Here is a 15,842-nt window from a genome sequence, read left to right as displayed (position 1 = left end):
ATGACATTTCATGTAATGATTATACCAACACTTAATTGTCCATCAAGATGCAAATATTGTTGGGGTTCTGAAAACACAAAAGAAATGATGGATATTGAAGTTATAGACCAGATTATAACCTGGTTAGGGGATTTTAGAGACGATAAAGTTCATTTCACATTTCATGGCGGTGAACCTCTTCTTGCAGGTTATGATTTCTACAAAACAGCTTTGGAAAAACTGTCAGGGCTACCTAATTTAGATGGATTTTCCCTTCAAAGCAATATTTGGCTTTTAACAGAAGAGCTCATAGACTTATTCGTTGAATATGGTGTTGTTGTAAGCACAAGTATTGACGGGCCTAAAGATATTAATGATTATCAAAGAGGGGAAGGTTATTTTGATAAAACCATGTCTAAATATGAACTTGCTAAAAGCAAAGGATTGATAATTAACTTTGTTTTGACAGTAACTGATTACTCCAAAGATTTCTCAGATGAATTATATGATTTCTTTAAAAATGAAAAAATGAATTTGAAGATTCACGCAGCCCTTCCATCTCTGCGGGGGGATAATGCCGATCCTTGGGCACTTGACCAGGAAGAACATGGAAAACTCCTAGTTGACTGGCTGGATAAATACCTTTACGATTTAGATAAGTTTTCAATAATGGATCTGGACCATATCTGTAAGAGTGCACTTAGAAGAAGAGGAACTCTCTGTACATTTGCAGACTGCATAGGAACAACACTGGCTGTTGGATTTGATGGTTCAATTTATCCCTGCTACCGGTTTGTTGGAATGGAAGACTATGTTTTAGGCAATGTGGTTGACAGTCCGAGTTTCGATGATTTGAAAACTTCAGATGCATGGGCAAAACTTCAGGAATTCAGAGATTATGTTGATGAGAACTGTAAAAAATGCAGGTACGTTAAATATTGTGAAGGAGGATGTCCTTACAATGCAATTGTAGCATACCAAACACCTCAGGCAGTTGATCCTCAATGCAGTGCATACAAAATAATTTTTGGTGAAGTTTCAAAAAGAATGAACAAGGAATTTGCCAGTTCTGCATTCGGTTTAGGTGGCAAAGCACCAAGAAAAGAAGGTGATGCATTCAGTATAATGGATTTGGCTATGAAACCGTAGCTTCTATTTTTCATTATAGTGCAATTCATTAATATCTAATTCTTCTGAGTTGCATTTTATCAAGTCATATGCTCAATTTTCTATCACGTAAAAGTAATATCTACTTTAATTAGGATTTTATTTCATTGAAATTCTTTTTTTTAAAGGGTTTATTGATGATATAGTGGAATTAAACATATGCATGTCCTCCGACATACTCTTTGAGAAGTGCAAAGGATATCATTAATACTTCCTTTTCATTTTTTAATTGTTTTTAAATGATTTATAAAAACCGTCATTATAAATCATTAATATTATAAACCATTTGTTACAATAGATTATATATTAATAATATTGGATGTGGATTAAACATGTTAACATCTGTTCAAAAGGAAATTTTACAAACTCTTATTAATTTATACCAATCATCTAATGCTAAATCTATTAAGGGTGAAGACATTGCTGAGGTTATGGGAAGAAATCCCGGAACAATCCGTAACCAGATGCAATCTTTAAGAAGTTTAGGTTTAGTTAAAGGAGTTCCTGGTCCTAGAGGAGGGTATAAGCCAACGATTGAAGCTTACCATTCGTTAAATATTACTGTTTCAGATAAAGATTTTAAAGTGCCAATTTATAAAAATGGAAAAAAACTTAAGGACATTTCCGTTGCTAAAATCGAATTTACCAGTGTTCCGCAACCTAGTGAATGCGAAGCAGCCATAAAAGTTTTAGGAAGTATTAAGGACATAGCATTAGGTGATACAATAAGTATTGGCCCCACACCTGTAAATAACCTGGGGATTCTCGGAACGATTGTAGGCCGTGATGATATGGATAATATTCTATTGCTTGATACAAAAACTATCAGATGCATTCCTAAACAGACTGTCGGTGAAATTGCAAGTCGTGATGTAATATCTTTTAAAATGGATTCTTCTGTTAAGGAAGCTGCCAAAAAGTTAGTTGACAATGATATTGACGGTGCTCCTGTAATGAAGGATGGAAAAGTTGTCGGTGTATTCACATTATCCGACCTTGTCCGCGCAATTGCTGAGGACAGGGAGAATTTAACTGTTAGTGAGCTGATGTCAACAAATGTTGTAATAGTCAATGAAGATTTAAAAATAGCCAATGCCATTGAAGTCATGCTTAAAAAGTCCATTTCCAGATTAATAGTGGCAGATAACAACCACGTTTTATTAGGTATTGTTACAAGAACCGATTTAATTAATACAATTTCCTGTTTAGACCAGTTTCCAATAATTACTAATTAATTTTTAAGTGATTTAATGAAAGTTAACCAAATTGATGTAGAAAGTAGTATGAAAATATCAGATTTAATAGATGAATTTGATGAATCAGGTGTTTTAGGAGCAGGCAAGGTTGCCCGTGCATCCAATATTTTAGTTGATATGATTCAGGATAATGATATGAGCGTATTTATGAGTCTCGGAGGTCCTTTAATACCTGGAGGCATGAGAAATATTGTAACTAAAATGATTAAAGAGGGACATGTCGATTTAATAGTTGCAAGCGGAGCCAATATAACACATGATCTTGTTGAAGCTTTTGGAGGATCACACTATCGTCATGAAGGAAAAGATGATGAAGAGCTCAATGAAGAAGGAATAGGTCGTATTGCAGATATTAATGTTGGTTCTGATGATTTCACTATTTTTGAAAGTGAAATACTGAAAATATTTGAGAAAATATCCTCTAAAAGAAATGTTATCTCAATTCAGGAATTGTTGTATGAAATAGGCCTTCTGGTTGAAGATGAAAACTCCTTTGTAGCCAGTGCTGCAAGGAATAACGTCCCGATTTTTGCACCGGGGTTAATTGATTCAATGATGGGCTTGCAGCTCTGGATTTTTTCACAGGACCATGACTTTACAATAAGCGCTGCCGGTGATATGCCATATCTCTCAGACATTGTATTTGAATCTCCAAAAGTAGGTGCAATCCTTTTAGGAGGGGGCCTTACAAAACATTATACTTTGGCTTCTAATGTTATTAAAGGCGGTCTTGATTCCGCTATCCAAATTACAATGGATAGGCCTGAAGCAGGTAGTTTAGGTGGAGCTCCCTTAGAAGAAGCAAAATCATGGGCAAAGGCAAGATGCGGATCTAAATTGGCCAGTGTGGTTGGGGATGTTACAGTTATTTTCCCTTTAATTTATGCAGCTGCATTGGATAAACTTGAATAGTGATTAAATGAGTTACATTATCTTGGCAATTTTATTTTTACTATCCGGATTTTTCATGAAACTTTCAGATGATTTATTCGATGATAAGCAGGATTTAAAATTTGCTAGTTTATTTGGAGTTTTATGTGCAATAGCATCAGCATGTGCTACAGTCTACTCTAATCAGGCAGCATACATTTTCATAGCTATTTTAATTGGTAATTTAATAGCTCTAAAAGTAGATGGGATTCACCATATTATAACATTGGCCTTATTTATGGTAATATGTCTTGTTGTAGGAATCCCTGAGTTGAATACTGTAATTTTATTGGTCTGCATTCTCTCGGCATTTTGTGATGAAGTGGGTCATGAGTTAATATCAAAAATTACTGATAACAGGTTTTTAAATTTGTTTTTTGAATACAGGTTTGTAATGAAGGTTGTAATTTTGCTTTTGGCTTTATGCGGCATTTTTGATGTGTGGATATTTTTATGTTTCATATTCTTTGAGATGGCTTATGAAATTGCAGGTGTTACTTTTGAAAAGTTAGGCTAAAAATCAAAAAAAGAATGAAATTCTTTTTTTTTTAATTTATTTATTTTCAAGTTCTACGTCCATTTTAGCAGCAACTCTTGCAATAAGTACGGTAACGACAACTGCAAGAACAGTTACGGTAATTGCATAAATGAATAAACTGGGAAGCGCATCTCCGGTTCCGATAACAGTTTCAATAAGTTTTTGAATTGCATCGTTCCATGCTAAACCAGCAACAAATGCAAATGCGGTAGTGATTAATCCTAAAATTGTTTCCACTATTAATTTTGTAACTTCACTTACCATATTATTTCCTCCATTCAAATTATTGTTTAAAGATTTTTAAACATAACTTGAATTTATTCATTCTGATTAAAATACTTTAGTATTATTTTAAGGATTCGATTAAATTTTTACATGCACTTTCAGGATTTTCACTTTCATAGATGCTTCTTCCAACAATAATTGCATTTGAATATTTAAGTGTTTTTTTACCGTCTCCTCCCTGTTTTCCAACACCGGGGGATATGATGTATGATCTGCTTCCAACGATATTTCTTATATCGGATAATCTCTCAAGTCTTGTTGCCGGTGCAACATAGTTTGTAATTCCCATATCAACTCCCATCTGAGCTATTGCATCTGCATTTTTCTGCAGAAACATTTTTGCTCCGGGATGTGACATTTCGGTAAGTAAAAATAATTCTTTTTTGTGTTTATTTGCCATATCTAAGCATGCTTGAACGCTGTCTGATCCTACAAAACCATGGCATATTATTGCATCTGCCCCTGCTTTGAATGTTTCATCGCATATTTTGGAGTTTGTTGCATCAATATCTGCCACTTTAAAGTCGCAGATTACTTTAAAGCCAAATTTATCTTTTAATTTGTTGATGATTTCAAGTCCTTCAGCCAATGCCAAGGGGTAACCGATTTTTATTGTATCAATATATTCTTTAACAGAATCACAAATTTCAATAGCTTCACTTTCACTCATTACGTCAAGTGCTAAAATTAAGTTATTTTTTATATTCATGTTATCTACTCTATCTTTTTATTAATTAAATTATTAGATTTATTTAAATTTGCGTAATCTATATTGTTAATAATATTTATATATAATAACCTATATAATATCATTATCAAGGAAACTTTAATTTATTTTAATTTTAATTAAGTTTTTATTGACTGTTTTGTCAATTTTGTTTGATAAGCCAAATGATTGTATGATAATTTGCATATGGGGCATTGTCGATGAAGATTTAATGGATTTTAATTTCAATTTGGTTTCATTGTGTATTTTTATCAAATTCTTTTTGATAAATGTAGTATTGGAGGAAATTATTTATGCATATTATGGAAGGATATCTACCATTAACATGGTGTATTGTATGGCTTGTCATATCATTCATCGTTGTTGCTTTTGGTGTTTATCAAATTAAGAAAATTATTGAGGATCAACCTGAATCTAAAGCTTTAATTGCTGTAAGCGGTGCATTCATGTTTGTTTTATCATCTTTGAAATTACCTTCTGTTACTGGAAGTTGTTCTCACCCTTGTGGTAACGGATTAAGTGCAGCTTTATTCGGCCCTGCTGTAACTGCAGTATTGGCAACTGTCGTTTTATTGTTCCAGGCAATTTTACTTGCTCACGGTGGTTTAACCACTATTGGTGCAAATATCTTCTCAATGGGTATTGTAGGTCCGTTTGTAGCTTGGATTGTATATAAAAGTTTAACTAAGGCTAATGTATCTTCTACCATTGCAATATTCTTTGCAGCATTTTTAGGAGATTTATTAACCTATGTAGCTACTTCATTCCAATTAGCACTTGCTTTTCCTACCCCTACATTCACAGACTCATTAGTAAAATTCTTAGTTATTTTCGCAGTAACTCAAATTCCTTTAGCTATTGGTGAAGGTATATTGACTGTAATTATCTGGGATAGATTAAAAGCTTATAAACCAAAATTATTAGATAAACTCGGAGCATTAGCTCCTAATGAAGCATAAGGTGATTAATATGAATAGATCTACATTAATTATTTTATCAGTTATTTGTATAGTATTATTTATCGCACCACTGATTATGTATAATGGTCTTGGTGAAGATGACGGATATTTTGGTGGAGCAGACGGTGCTGCCGGTGAAGCTATTGAGGAAACTGGTTTCGAGCCTTGGTTTTCATCCATCTGGGAACCTCCTAGTGGTGAAATAGAAAGTTTATTATTTGCTCTTCAAGCAGCTATAGGTGCAATAATTATTGGTTATGCATTCGGTTACTGGAGAGGTCAAAGTAAAGAATAAGTTTATTTATTAATTTTAGTGATTTTATGAAATTTGACATGGACTATATTGCACATCACAATGAGTTATCGCAGACAAACCCTTATATCAAATTGTTTTTAACAATCGGTTTGTTAATTGCTACATTGGCATTGGATAATTTATATTTTGATGTTATTGTTTTTATTACAATGTCTGCTGTCATTTTGGGAATTGCTAAAATTAATTATAAATCTTATTTAAAATTTTTATCCATTCCAATGGCATTTCTTATTATAACATGTATATTCTTAATATTCTTCTTTGGAAAAGGAGATGTTATATATGAAACTGGCCTTTTTGGCATTGTTGTAACAACAGACTCTTTACACTATGGAGTCTATACATTTATGCGCGTATTGGGATGTTTTCCATGTTTGGGGTTTTTAGCACTTACAACACCTATTGCCCAAATTTTAAATTGTTTAAGAACACTGAAAGTTCCCAAAGTTTTAATAGAAATTGCACTCTTAATGTATAATGTTATATTCATTTTTTTAAATGAAATTGATACTATGCAGAAAGCACAGAATTCAAGACTGGGATATCATTCTTTATGGTCTTCATTTAAGTCGCTAGGTGCTCTTTCAAGTATTATATTTTTAAGGTCTTTTGATAAAAGCGAAACATTGCAGTATGCTTTGGACTCAAGAGGATATTCTGGTGACCTTCCGGTTTATGAACCAAGAAAAAGAGAGGATTAAATGTTAGAAGTAAAAAATCTTAAATATTCCTATGACGGTATTTGTCAAGCGCTTAAGGGAGTAAACTTAAAAATCGAAAAAGGCAGGATGGTTGCTCTTTTAGGTGAAAATGGTGCAGGCAAATCTACACTGTTTCTTCATTTAAATGGAATTTACAGACCTGACGAAGGTCAGATTTTTATTGATGGTGAAGAAGTAAAATATGATAAAAAATCATTACTTAAAGTTAGACAGAAAGTCGGAATTGTATTTCAAAATCCCGATGACCAGATTTTCGCCCCAACTGTTGAAGAAGATGTTGCATTCGGACCTCTCAATCTGGGGTTGCCTATGGAAGAAGTTCAGGACAGAGTTGAAGAAGCACTGGCTCGGGTTGGAATGTCAGGATATGAAAAAACAGCCCCTCATCATTTAAGTGGAGGGCAAAAGAAAAGAGTTGCAATTGCAGGAATTCTTGCAATGAAACCTGAAATAATGGTTTTGGATGAACCGACAGCAGGTCTTGATCCGAAAGGAGTTATCGGATTGTCCAAATTGTTAAGAGAACTTAATGATGAAGGAATTACAATTGTAATATCAACACATAATGTTGATTTTGTTCCAAATTATGCTCAAAGGGTATATGTACTGGCTGATGGTGTGGTAATTGCAGAAGGCAGTCCTAAAGAGATTTTTGCAAGAACAGAAATTCTTGAACAGGCTTGCTTGAAAGTGCCTGTTATGACCGAACTATTCCAGAAACTTGAAGACGAAGGTTTGGATATGAACGGGGACTATCCGTTAACAATTGATGAAGCTAAGGATAAGTTTCTAGATTTGTTAAATATGAACTGATTTTTTTAAAATTTACCATTACTAATTTTTCAACACTCTTTTTATAATTAATTAAACATTTATATTAATAAAAACATATTTTTTTTTAAGGTGAATTATATGAGAATTGGAATTTGTGATACAACATTTGCTCGTTTTGACATGGCTGCAGCAGCTATTGATGAGCTTAAAAATAATGCTTATGATTTAAAAATAATTCGTGAAACAGTTCCGGGCATCAAGGATTTGCCGGTAACAGCTAAGATTCTCATTGAAGAAGAAAACTGCGATATAGTGATGGCTCTTGGAATGCCTGGGCCAATGAAAAAAGATAAGATGTGCGCTCATGAGGCTTCAACTGGTCTGATTAACGCACAGCTCATGACAAACACCCATATTCTGGAAGTGTTTGTACATGAAGATGAAGAGGAAGATTCAGTTGAGCTTGCTAAACTTGCAGAAAACAGGGCACGTGAACATGCACAAAATTTAATTAAAATGATGTATCACAGAAAAGCAATGAGAAAAGAAGCAGGTATGGGAATGCGTGAAGGAAAAGAGGATGCAGGTCCATTATAAAAAGGTGTAAAATGGAATTTAAAGTTAGAAACGAAGACAAAAAAGATACATATGTTATTCTTCCAGCATACAATGAAGAAACTAGAATTACACCTGTAATTGAAAAAATTGCTGAGATGGGATATAAAATGGTTATTGTTAATGACGGTTCTTCAGATAATACTTTGAATGTTATCAGAGAATCTCAAAGGAAATATCCTGATAATATCTTTATTTACTCACATATTGTTAATCGTGGTGTTGGAGTGGCCATGCAAACAGGTTTTGATGCGGTTTTAAAGTATAATCCAAAATATATAGTCAATATGGATTCTGATGGTCAGCATGATGTTGATGATTTGGAGAATGTATTGGAGCCACTAATAACAGGCAGAGCTCAGGCGGTAATTGGAGTTAGGCCTTTAAAAGACATGCCATTAAGTAGAAATATTGCAAATGCAATCATGAATATTCTTACAAGAATTTTTTATAAAGTGGATGTAAGTGATTCTCAAACAGGTTTTAGAGCCATAACCATCGATGCTTTAAGAAAAATAAATATTAATGCTAGAGGATATCTTATCTCTTCTGAATTCATACGCGAAGTTAATGATAATGAAATTCCATTTGAAGAAGTTGTAATAAAAACTATTTATACTCCCGAAACTCAGGCTAAGGGAACAAATGTAATTGTTGCGCTTAAGATATTAATTCAAATGATTAAACATCAAATCAGGTGATTAAAATGTTTTTATACTCAATCATATTCCCAATAATGACTGTAATAGCCATTATATGGTTTTTATTCAGATATTTAAAAGAGAAAAATTCGCTGCTTACTGTTATATTATGGACGTTGCTATGGATTTTTGTTACATTATTTGCAATATTTCCTAATTTCAGTAATGTTTTTGCTAATTTATTTGGTATAACCCGTGGTCTGGATTTTATAATCATTATTGTTTTTGCAGTTTTGATTTATACTATTTTTAAATTATATCAAAAAATTGACAAGTTGGAAGATGATATTAATAAGATTGTCAAAGAGGTAGCTTTAGATAATGAAATCTCCCTTAAAGATAAAGAGGAATAGCATGCTGTATTTTAGAGGTTGCACCGCCCGTGAAAAATTGCCGGATATTCAAGCATCAACAGAAAAATTGTTAAGATTGGCCGATGTAGATTATCATATTTTAGATGATGAAAAATGCTGCGGATCTGTTTTATTTAGAACAGGTTTTTTAAAGGAAGCTCATGAACAAATAAAAAAGAATACTGAAATTTTAAAAGGAAAAACCATAATCACTTCCTGTGCAGGATGTTATAAAACTCTAACTGAAGATTATGAAGGATTGGATGTAATTCACATTTCCCAGCTTTTAAATCAATTAATTAAGGAAGGAAAGTTAAATTTGTCTAAAGCTGACTTGCATGTTACTTATCACGATTCCTGTCATCTGGGACGGCATTGCCGTATTTTTGATGAACCAAGAGATGTAATCAAGTCTGTTGCAAATCTGGTTGAAATGGGTAATGTTGGCGAATATAGTTTATGCTGCGGAGCAGGAGGAGGCGTAAAATCGGCTTATCCTGAAATTGCAAATCAGATGTCAGAGTCAAGAATAGAACAGGCAAGAAAAACTGGCTGCAAAACATTAATAACCACATGTCCTTTTTGCAAACTTAATCTGGATGCTGATGATTTGGAAATACTTGATTTGACTGAATTTTTAGTAAAATATGGTGGTGTAAATGAAAGAAGATGAACTTGAAACAATGAGAAAATCATTTGACACAGTTAAAAACAGGTTCAATTCTCTTAAAGAATCACCATCCACCAAAAGGCTGATTTCAAAAGGCCGTGAGATTAAAAAATATTCAATTGAACATAACGAAGAGTTATTCAATCAGGTTTGCGAATCATTTAAACGAAATGGTATTGATTTTGAATTCGCCACAGATACTCAAGACGCTTTAAAAATCATATCTGACTTGCTTTTGGAATATGATTGCAATACTGTTGCAAAAGCCAAGTCCAATACATTAGGAGAAATCAACCTTAAAAAACATTTATCACACAGCATTGATGTTGTTGAAACAGATTTGGGAGACCGGATTTTACAGCTTAAAAAAACCGATAATAAACCGGTTCATCCAACAGGGCCGGCCTCACATCTGAACGTATCAAATATTGCAGATATTGTAAATGAATCTTTGGATGTTGATGTCAGTCCCGTTCCAAGGGAAATCATGGAAACAGTAAGGGAAGATGTGTTAAATCGTTTGAAAAATGCTAATGTAGGTATAAGTGGAGCCAATGCAATTGCATCAGAAGAGGGATCCATTGTAATGGTTCACAATGAGGGCAATATTTCATTAGTTTCTCTGATGGATTTGCATATAATTGTAGCTGGAATCGATAAAATAGTGCCTACTCTTGAGGATGCAATATCAATTGTAAAGCTTGAAACAATTTTTGCCACCGGAAACTATGTAACATCATATATCAATATTATTTCAGGACCATCAAAAACAGCCGATATTGAGAAAAAACTCTTAAAAAATATGTATGGTGCTGAAAAGGTAGTGGTTATCTTATTGGATAATGGAAGAAGTCATGCGATTGAAGAATGTCTTTACTGTATTGGCTGCGGAAACTGTGTCGTTCATTGTCCTGTTTATAATGCTGTTGGAAACGAATTTGGATTTAACAACTATCTTGGAGGTCGTGGAGTGGCAATGTCTAAATTCATTGAAGATGATGAGACATGCTTTGATTCCGGTCTTTACATGTGCACTTTATGTGGATTGTGCACTTTAAATTGCCCTGTTTCTATTCCAACTAATGAAATTATTGAAAATATGAGGAAATTGTCGGCGGATGTCGGATTTTATCCCAAAGCTCACGGGTTAATTAAAGATAATGTCTCTAATAACGGCTCTCCATATCATGAATGATTCCATTTTTCCAATTGCTTTTTTTATAATAGAATTTTTCTTAAAAAACGATAATATTATAAGTAATTAAATACTAACATTATTATATTATAATATAATATTGGAGGAAATATATGCTTCTATTAATTAGTCCTATAAATCGTGAAGAAGCTCTTGAATCTATTAAAGGCGGAGCAGACATTGTTGATGTGAAAAATCCTAAGGAAGGTTCTTTAGGCGCTAATTTCCCGTGGGTGATTAAGGAAATTAGAAATTTAACTCCTGAAGACAAGCTTGTAAGTGCAACTTTGGGAGATGTACCTTACAAGCCAGGTACAGTATCTCTTGCAGCAATGGGGGCTCATGTTTCTGGAGCAGATTATATTAAAGTTGGATTATATGGAACAGAAAACCATGATGAAGCTGTTGAAGTCATGGAAAATGTTGTTAAAACTGTAAAAGATGTTAGTGAGGATACAATTATTGTAGCAGCAGGATATGCAGATGCTCACCGTGTAGGTGCAGTTGATCCTATGGAAATTCCAAAAGTTGCACATGATGCAGGATGCGATCTTGCAATGTTGGATACTGCTGTTAAAGACGGTCATACTTTATTTGATTATTTAGATTTAGATCAATTAAAAGAATTTGTTGAAGAGGCACATGGATATGGTTTATTAACTGCACTTGCAGGTTCTATTAAAAAGGACCAATTAAAACCATTAAACGACATTGGTTGTGATGTTGTTGGTATCAGGGGAGCTGCTTGTGTAGGTGGTGACAGAAACACCGGTAAAATACATCATACTGCTGTTGCCGAACTTAAGGAATTATGTGATTCATTTTAAATAGGTGTTAATAATGTCATTTTCTAAAAAAGTTCAAGAAGCAAGGATGTCTTATACTTTCGATGATTTTCTTTTAACTCCTAATGCAAGTTATGTTGAACCGAAAGACATTGATACAAAAATTGAATTAGGTAAAGGAATTAAATTAAATATTCCGGTTTTAAGTGCAGCTATGGATACTGTAACCGAAGCAGATCTTGCAATAGCTATGGCACAGGAAGGTGGAATAGGTGTAATTCACAGAAACATCACTCAGGAAAGACAGGTTGCTGAAGTTAAAATAGTTAAAGATGCTGAAGACTTAACAATTCGTGATGTTATAACCATCACACAGGAGTCCACTATTGCTGATGTTCAGGCAAAAATGCAGGATGAACTAATCAGCGGTCTTCCGGTTGTTGATGGTGATGAAATCATTGGTATTATCTCAAAAAGAGATATCAGACCAGTTTTAAAATCAGAACCTCATAAAACTGTAAAGGATATTATGACTTCTGATGTTGTAACTGTTGAGGAAGGAATTTCTGCTGAAGAAGCATTGAACATTGCATATGAAAACAAAATTGAAAGGCTTCCGGTTGTTCGTGACGGCAAACTGGTTGGAATTCTCACTATTAAGGATATTTTAAACAGGTCACAATATCCGAATGCTGCCCGTGACAAAGATGGCAACTTCCTTGTAGCTGCTGCTTGCGGACCATTTGATTTGGACAGGGCAATGGCACTTGATCAGGCTGGAGCAGATATTATTTCTATTGACTGCGCTCATGCTCACAATATGAATGTTGTTAAATTCACTGAAACCATTAAGGATAATATTGATGCGGAATTATGCGTAGGTAACATTGCTACTGCCGAAGCTGCGGAAGATTTAATATCTATGGGTGTAGATGCCCTTAAAGTAGGTATTGGTCCTGGTTCAATGTGTACTACTCGTATCGTAGCAGGTGTTGGGGTACCTCAATTGACTGCAATTTCCGATGTTGCTGATGCAGCTGCAGAGTCAGGAACTCCTGTAATTGCGGATGGTGGTATAAGATACTCTGGTGATGTTGCTAAAGCTATTGGTGCAGGTGCAGATGCGGTAATGCTCGGTAATTTGCTTGCAGCTTCCTATGAAGCTCCTGGTGAGATTGTTGTCATGAACGGCAAACAATATAAAAAATATCGTGGTATGGGTTCAATGGGTGCAATGACCAGTGAATATGACGGAGGAGCAGACAGATACTTCCAAGGTCAAAAAAGTAAAATGAACCACACTAAATATGTCCCTGAAGGAATTGAAGGTGCAGTGCCGTATAAAGGAACTGTTTCTGAAATTCTGTTCCAGTTAGTTGGAGGATTGAAATCTTCCATGGGATATTGCGGTGCAAAAGATATTGCAGCCATGCAGGAAAAAGCAAATTTTGTTAGAATTACAAGTAGTGGAATTAAAGAATCCCACCCTCATGATTTGCTGATTACTAATGAAAGTCCTAATTATCCAACTCTCGATTAGTTGGATATTATATAATATTTTTTGATGAGATTAGCATATGACATAAAAGGTTTATAGGAAATAGTTTTATTTCATCAAAATTTTTATTTTTCATGGTTAAAAATTTGTTTTTTCTTAAAATTACTAATTTTAAGCAAACATTTAAATATTAGTTAATATAATATTATTACATTAGATAATTTTATGGTTATTTTAGATAATCGGTGTAAATTAAATAGATTTACATTTTATTAAATTTTATTATTACGGAGAGAATATAAATGGCAAGAACTAAAAAAGTTGGTATTACAGGAAGGTTCGGTGCAAGATACGGAAGAAAAGCTAAAAGATCTGTAAAGATTATTGAAGAAAACATGAAAAAAAATCATGTTTGTCCTAAATGCGCTAGACCTTACGTTAAAAGACAAGCTAGTGGAATTTGGAAATGCAGAAAATGCGGTGCAGTATTTACTGGTGGAGCTTACATTCCACAAACTCCAATGGCAAAATCTGCAGCACGCAGTATTAGGGACATTAAAGTGGAGGAGTAGGCCTTGTATACATGTCCAAGATGTGGAGAACCAGTAGATCATAAAAGTTATATGGAAAATAAGTGTCCTAAATGCAGATATAGGATTTTATTTAAGGACGTTCCAGAAACTACTAGAATAATAAAAGCAAGATAAGTAATCTGCTTTTACTTAATTTTTCACTATTTTTGATTTAAATGTTAATTTCAACTTCTAGAAAACCTTCTAACAAAACTAGAAAGTTTTGTAAGAATTTAGCTCATGCAACAGGTTCTACTTCTGTTAATAGGGGTAAAATGAACATGCGAGAACTTCTTCTTAAGGCATTGGAAGTTGAAGAATATAATTTAGCTGTTGTAAATGAAATTAAAGGCAATCCCAGTAGGATTTCCTTTTACTCCAATAGGGGAGAATTATTATTGACAATGCTTATTGGAGCATCAGAATCCCGTGAAAAAACAAATATTGCTCCATCAAAATTAAAAATGGTTTGTGAAGTTAAAAAACTTAATATCTTAAGTGAAATTTTAGACCTTGATTTAGTAGACAAAGCAGAGGAAAACTGCATTTTAATATCTGATAGTGATGATTCGGTAGCTAGAATTAGTTTTATTAACAAGTTTGGAGACACTCTCAATTTTAAAATTAATATTAAAAAACTTTTAGAGGTTTCAAATGACGGATAAAAATCCTCTTGAAAGTGTTAAAAGCAATATAGTTATTGAATTTGAAAATGAAAATCAGGCTAAAATAATTTATGATTCTATTCTTTTAGAATTTAATACTGCTCCTAATTTTAGGTCATCTATGACAATTGATTTAGATGGGTCTAATATTATAATCAATATTGATGCAGAAGATTCTACTTCATTTAGGGCTTCTGTAAACTCGGCTATCAAATGGATTAAGTTAGCATTAGAAATAAATAATTTAACCAATTAATGTTTATTAAATATAATTATTAAGGTGATAATATGGATATTCCTGAAAACATTCAACAACAATTAAATCAGTTTCAACAATTACAACAACAAGCACAGGCTGTAACCATGCAAGTTCAAAATGTTGAAATTCAAATTCAAGAAACTGAAAAAGCATTAGAAGAACTTAAAAAAACAGATGAGACAACTGAAGTATTCAAACAAGCTGGTACTTTGCTTATCAAAGTTGAATATGCTGATGCATTAGCTGACATGGAAGATAAATTGGAAACTCTTGAATTGAGAAAACAGACTATGTCACGTCAAGAAGAAAGAGTAATGAAAAAACTTGAAGAAATGCAAGCAACTATTCAAGCAGCTATGCAGGGTATGGGTCAATAGACCTTTATACTTTTTTCTTTTTTTAGATTTTCATGTCAAAATTAAAAATTTTATCCGAAGAAGATTTAGCCACAATTTCAGATGATTTTGGTGAGATTCTTGAAAGTGAAGTTTCCAAATCAATTTCAATGAAGGAATTGGAAGATTTAGAATTGGACATTGTTCTTAACTATGAAAATGAACAGTTAGATGTTGATGTTGATGTTGGAGTTTTATTTGATGAGCTTTCTGAAATTACTCAAGATCAAATAATGCAGGCTATTGATGAAGCTTATTTAAGGTTTGATTCTTACATTGATGAGAATTACAGGGTTTAATTATTTTTTTTTATTTTTGGTGTATTACTAATTATGCTTTTTTTATTATATAGTGTAATACTTTTTAATAAAAAAGTATTTATACTAAAAAAACTAATTATTATTTAAAGTTTGAAGTAAACTTATAACTATAAAAACACTTAGTATTATCTTTCAAATTTCCCTCTTCTATATACTTCAAA

At 33.2% G+C, this 15,842-nt stretch carries 23 protein-coding genes; 21 read left to right on the top strand and 2 right to left on the bottom strand.

Annotation, left to right across the window (positions count from 1 at the left end; genetic code table 11):
• From Q4Q16_RS07040 to Q4Q16_RS07025, 4 genes are all read left to right on the top strand, one after another.
• On the top strand, positions 1 to 1,128 hold the full coding sequence (locus Q4Q16_RS07040; protein WP_368660217.1) for a TIGR04083 family peptide-modifying radical SAM enzyme: 1,128 nt from the start codon (positions 1 to 3) through the stop codon (positions 1,126 to 1,128).
• Between the two features lie 350 nt (positions 1,129 to 1,478).
• Complete coding sequence (locus Q4Q16_RS07035; RefSeq protein WP_303347015.1) at positions 1,479 to 2,381, top strand: CBS domain-containing protein; 903 nt, start codon at positions 1,479 to 1,481, stop codon at positions 2,379 to 2,381.
• 15 nt (positions 2,382 to 2,396) lie between these two features.
• Positions 2,397 to 3,314 (top strand): deoxyhypusine synthase, encoded by a 918-nt coding sequence (locus tag Q4Q16_RS07030; protein WP_303347014.1) that lies wholly within the window; start codon positions 2,397 to 2,399, stop codon positions 3,312 to 3,314.
• A 7-nt stretch (positions 3,315 to 3,321) separates the two neighbouring features.
• Positions 3,322 to 3,849: a hypothetical protein gene (locus tag Q4Q16_RS07025; protein WP_303347013.1), complete on the top strand. Its 528-nt coding sequence runs from the start codon at positions 3,322 to 3,324 to the stop codon at positions 3,847 to 3,849.
• Between the two features lie 36 nt (positions 3,850 to 3,885).
• Here the strand turns inward: Q4Q16_RS07025 and Q4Q16_RS07020 are convergent, their stop codons facing one another.
• Positions 3,886 to 4,134 carry a DUF5654 family protein gene (locus Q4Q16_RS07020; protein ID WP_303347012.1) on the bottom strand — a complete coding sequence of 83 codons (249 nt, stop codon included), beginning with the start codon at positions 4,132 to 4,134 and terminating at the stop codon, positions 3,886 to 3,888.
• Between the two features lie 82 nt (positions 4,135 to 4,216).
• Positions 4,217 to 4,864 carry an orotidine-5'-phosphate decarboxylase gene (gene pyrF, locus Q4Q16_RS07015; RefSeq protein ID WP_303347011.1) on the bottom strand — a complete coding sequence of 216 codons (648 nt, stop codon included), beginning with the start codon at positions 4,862 to 4,864 and terminating at the stop codon, positions 4,217 to 4,219.
• A 311-nt stretch (positions 4,865 to 5,175) separates the two neighbouring features.
• On the opposite strand from pyrF, the gene cbiM reads away from it, so the two are divergent.
• The 17 genes from cbiM to Q4Q16_RS06930 all read left to right on the top strand — a co-directional run bounded on the left by cbiM (position 5,176) and on the right by Q4Q16_RS06930 (position 15,660).
• Positions 5,176 to 5,841, top strand: coding sequence for a cobalt ECF transporter S component CbiM (gene cbiM, locus Q4Q16_RS07010; RefSeq protein ID WP_303347010.1), 666 nt, complete (start codon positions 5,176 to 5,178; stop codon positions 5,839 to 5,841).
• A gap of 10 nt (positions 5,842 to 5,851) precedes the next feature.
• Complete coding sequence (locus Q4Q16_RS07005; protein WP_303347009.1) at positions 5,852 to 6,136, top strand: energy-coupling factor ABC transporter substrate-binding protein; 285 nt, start codon at positions 5,852 to 5,854, stop codon at positions 6,134 to 6,136.
• A gap of 26 nt (positions 6,137 to 6,162) precedes the next feature.
• Positions 6,163 to 6,858, top strand: a complete 696-nt coding sequence (cbiQ, locus tag Q4Q16_RS07000) for a cobalt ECF transporter T component CbiQ (RefSeq protein ID WP_303347008.1) — start codon at positions 6,163 to 6,165, stop codon at positions 6,856 to 6,858.
• Positions 6,859 to 7,692 carry an ATP-binding cassette domain-containing protein gene (locus Q4Q16_RS06995; RefSeq protein WP_303347007.1) on the top strand — a complete coding sequence of 278 codons (834 nt, stop codon included), beginning with the start codon at positions 6,859 to 6,861 and terminating at the stop codon, positions 7,690 to 7,692.
• A 99-nt stretch (positions 7,693 to 7,791) separates the two neighbouring features.
• Positions 7,792 to 8,250 carry a riboflavin synthase gene (gene ribC / locus Q4Q16_RS06990; protein WP_303347006.1) on the top strand — a complete coding sequence of 153 codons (459 nt, stop codon included), beginning with the start codon at positions 7,792 to 7,794 and terminating at the stop codon, positions 8,248 to 8,250.
• Positions 8,251 to 8,261: 11 nt separating this feature from the next.
• Entirely contained in the window at positions 8,262 to 8,969 is a 708-nt protein-coding gene (locus Q4Q16_RS06985) for a glycosyltransferase family 2 protein (RefSeq protein WP_303347005.1), read from the top strand.
• Positions 8,970 to 8,974: 5 nt separating this feature from the next.
• Positions 8,975 to 9,322, top strand: coding sequence for a DUF2304 domain-containing protein (locus Q4Q16_RS06980; protein WP_303347004.1), 348 nt, complete (start codon positions 8,975 to 8,977; stop codon positions 9,320 to 9,322).
• A 1-nt stretch (position 9,323) separates the two neighbouring features.
• Complete coding sequence (locus tag Q4Q16_RS06975; protein ID WP_303347003.1) at positions 9,324 to 9,995, top strand: (Fe-S)-binding protein; 672 nt, start codon at positions 9,324 to 9,326, stop codon at positions 9,993 to 9,995.
• Complete coding sequence (locus Q4Q16_RS06970; RefSeq protein ID WP_303347002.1) at positions 9,982 to 11,187, top strand: LUD domain-containing protein; 1,206 nt, start codon at positions 9,982 to 9,984, stop codon at positions 11,185 to 11,187. Before Q4Q16_RS06975 ends, Q4Q16_RS06970 begins: the two co-directional genes overlap by 14 nt.
• A gap of 113 nt (positions 11,188 to 11,300) precedes the next feature.
• Positions 11,301 to 12,014, top strand: coding sequence for a (5-formylfuran-3-yl)methyl phosphate synthase (locus Q4Q16_RS06965; RefSeq protein ID WP_303347001.1), 714 nt, complete (start codon positions 11,301 to 11,303; stop codon positions 12,012 to 12,014).
• Between the two features lie 13 nt (positions 12,015 to 12,027).
• Positions 12,028 to 13,512 (top strand): IMP dehydrogenase, encoded by a 1,485-nt coding sequence (gene guaB / locus Q4Q16_RS06960; protein WP_303347000.1) that lies wholly within the window; start codon positions 12,028 to 12,030, stop codon positions 13,510 to 13,512.
• Positions 13,513 to 13,772: 260 nt separating this feature from the next.
• Positions 13,773 to 14,042: a 50S ribosomal protein L37Ae gene (gene rpl37A, locus Q4Q16_RS06955; RefSeq protein WP_303346999.1), complete on the top strand. Its 270-nt coding sequence runs from the start codon at positions 13,773 to 13,775 to the stop codon at positions 14,040 to 14,042.
• Positions 14,043 to 14,045: 3 nt separating this feature from the next.
• Positions 14,046 to 14,177 (top strand): DNA-directed RNA polymerase subunit P, encoded by a 132-nt coding sequence (locus Q4Q16_RS06950; protein WP_303346998.1) that lies wholly within the window; start codon positions 14,046 to 14,048, stop codon positions 14,175 to 14,177.
• Between the two features lie 41 nt (positions 14,178 to 14,218).
• Complete coding sequence (locus Q4Q16_RS06945) at positions 14,219 to 14,707, top strand: ribonucleotide-diphosphate reductase subunit beta (RefSeq protein ID WP_303346997.1); 489 nt, start codon at positions 14,219 to 14,221, stop codon at positions 14,705 to 14,707.
• Positions 14,697 to 14,963, top strand: coding sequence for a KEOPS complex subunit Pcc1 (locus Q4Q16_RS06940; protein WP_303346996.1), 267 nt, complete (start codon positions 14,697 to 14,699; stop codon positions 14,961 to 14,963). Before Q4Q16_RS06945 ends, Q4Q16_RS06940 begins: the two co-directional genes overlap by 11 nt.
• Positions 14,964 to 14,995: 32 nt before the next feature.
• Complete coding sequence (locus Q4Q16_RS06935; RefSeq protein ID WP_303346995.1) at positions 14,996 to 15,343, top strand: prefoldin subunit beta; 348 nt, start codon at positions 14,996 to 14,998, stop codon at positions 15,341 to 15,343.
• Positions 15,344 to 15,375: 32 nt separating this feature from the next.
• Complete coding sequence (locus Q4Q16_RS06930) at positions 15,376 to 15,660, top strand: DUF3194 domain-containing protein (RefSeq protein ID WP_303346994.1); 285 nt, start codon at positions 15,376 to 15,378, stop codon at positions 15,658 to 15,660.
• Positions 15,661 to 15,842 lie beyond the last annotated feature (182 nt).

Origin of the sequence: Methanobrevibacter sp., assembly GCF_030539875.1 — an archaeon.
In the GTDB taxonomy this organism is placed as follows: Archaea; Methanobacteriota; Methanobacteria; order Methanobacteriales; family Methanobacteriaceae; genus Methanocatella.
Note: the sequence above shows the minus strand (reverse complement) of the source record. Positions and strands in the feature narration are given on the sequence as shown.

Coding starts and splice junctions, on each gene's coding strand:
- cbiM (WP_303347010.1), top strand. CDS start 5,176: ATGCATATTATGGAAGGATATCTACCATTAACATGGTGTATTGTATGG.
- Q4Q16_RS06935 (WP_303346995.1), top strand. CDS start 14,996: ATGGATATTCCTGAAAACATTCAACAACAATTAAATCAGTTTCAACAA.
- Q4Q16_RS07005 (WP_303347009.1), top strand. CDS start 5,852: ATGAATAGATCTACATTAATTATTTTATCAGTTATTTGTATAGTATTA.
- Q4Q16_RS06940 (WP_303346996.1), top strand. CDS start 14,697: ATGACGGATAAAAATCCTCTTGAAAGTGTTAAAAGCAATATAGTTATT.
- Q4Q16_RS06965 (WP_303347001.1), top strand. CDS start 11,301: ATGCTTCTATTAATTAGTCCTATAAATCGTGAAGAAGCTCTTGAATCT.
- ribC (WP_303347006.1), top strand. CDS start 7,792: ATGAGAATTGGAATTTGTGATACAACATTTGCTCGTTTTGACATGGCT.
- Q4Q16_RS06985 (WP_303347005.1), top strand. CDS start 8,262: ATGGAATTTAAAGTTAGAAACGAAGACAAAAAAGATACATATGTTATT.
- pyrF (WP_303347011.1), bottom strand. CDS start 4,864: ATGAATATAAAAAATAACTTAATTTTAGCACTTGACGTAATGAGTGAA.
- guaB (WP_303347000.1), top strand. CDS start 12,028: ATGTCATTTTCTAAAAAAGTTCAAGAAGCAAGGATGTCTTATACTTTC.
- Q4Q16_RS07040 (WP_368660217.1), top strand. CDS start 1: ATGACATTTCATGTAATGATTATACCAACACTTAATTGTCCATCAAGA.
- Q4Q16_RS06975 (WP_303347003.1), top strand. CDS start 9,324: ATGCTGTATTTTAGAGGTTGCACCGCCCGTGAAAAATTGCCGGATATT.
- cbiQ (WP_303347008.1), top strand. CDS start 6,163: ATGAAATTTGACATGGACTATATTGCACATCACAATGAGTTATCGCAG.
- Q4Q16_RS07030 (WP_303347014.1), top strand. CDS start 2,397: ATGAAAGTTAACCAAATTGATGTAGAAAGTAGTATGAAAATATCAGAT.
- rpl37A (WP_303346999.1), top strand. CDS start 13,773: ATGGCAAGAACTAAAAAAGTTGGTATTACAGGAAGGTTCGGTGCAAGA.
- Q4Q16_RS06930 (WP_303346994.1), top strand. CDS start 15,376: ATGTCAAAATTAAAAATTTTATCCGAAGAAGATTTAGCCACAATTTCA.
- Q4Q16_RS07020 (WP_303347012.1), bottom strand. CDS start 4,134: ATGGTAAGTGAAGTTACAAAATTAATAGTGGAAACAATTTTAGGATTA.
- Q4Q16_RS07025 (WP_303347013.1), top strand. CDS start 3,322: ATGAGTTACATTATCTTGGCAATTTTATTTTTACTATCCGGATTTTTC.
- Q4Q16_RS06970 (WP_303347002.1), top strand. CDS start 9,982: ATGAAAGAAGATGAACTTGAAACAATGAGAAAATCATTTGACACAGTT.
- Q4Q16_RS06995 (WP_303347007.1), top strand. CDS start 6,859: ATGTTAGAAGTAAAAAATCTTAAATATTCCTATGACGGTATTTGTCAA.
- Q4Q16_RS06945 (WP_303346997.1), top strand. CDS start 14,219: ATGTTAATTTCAACTTCTAGAAAACCTTCTAACAAAACTAGAAAGTTT.
- Q4Q16_RS06980 (WP_303347004.1), top strand. CDS start 8,975: ATGTTTTTATACTCAATCATATTCCCAATAATGACTGTAATAGCCATT.
- Q4Q16_RS07035 (WP_303347015.1), top strand. CDS start 1,479: ATGTTAACATCTGTTCAAAAGGAAATTTTACAAACTCTTATTAATTTA.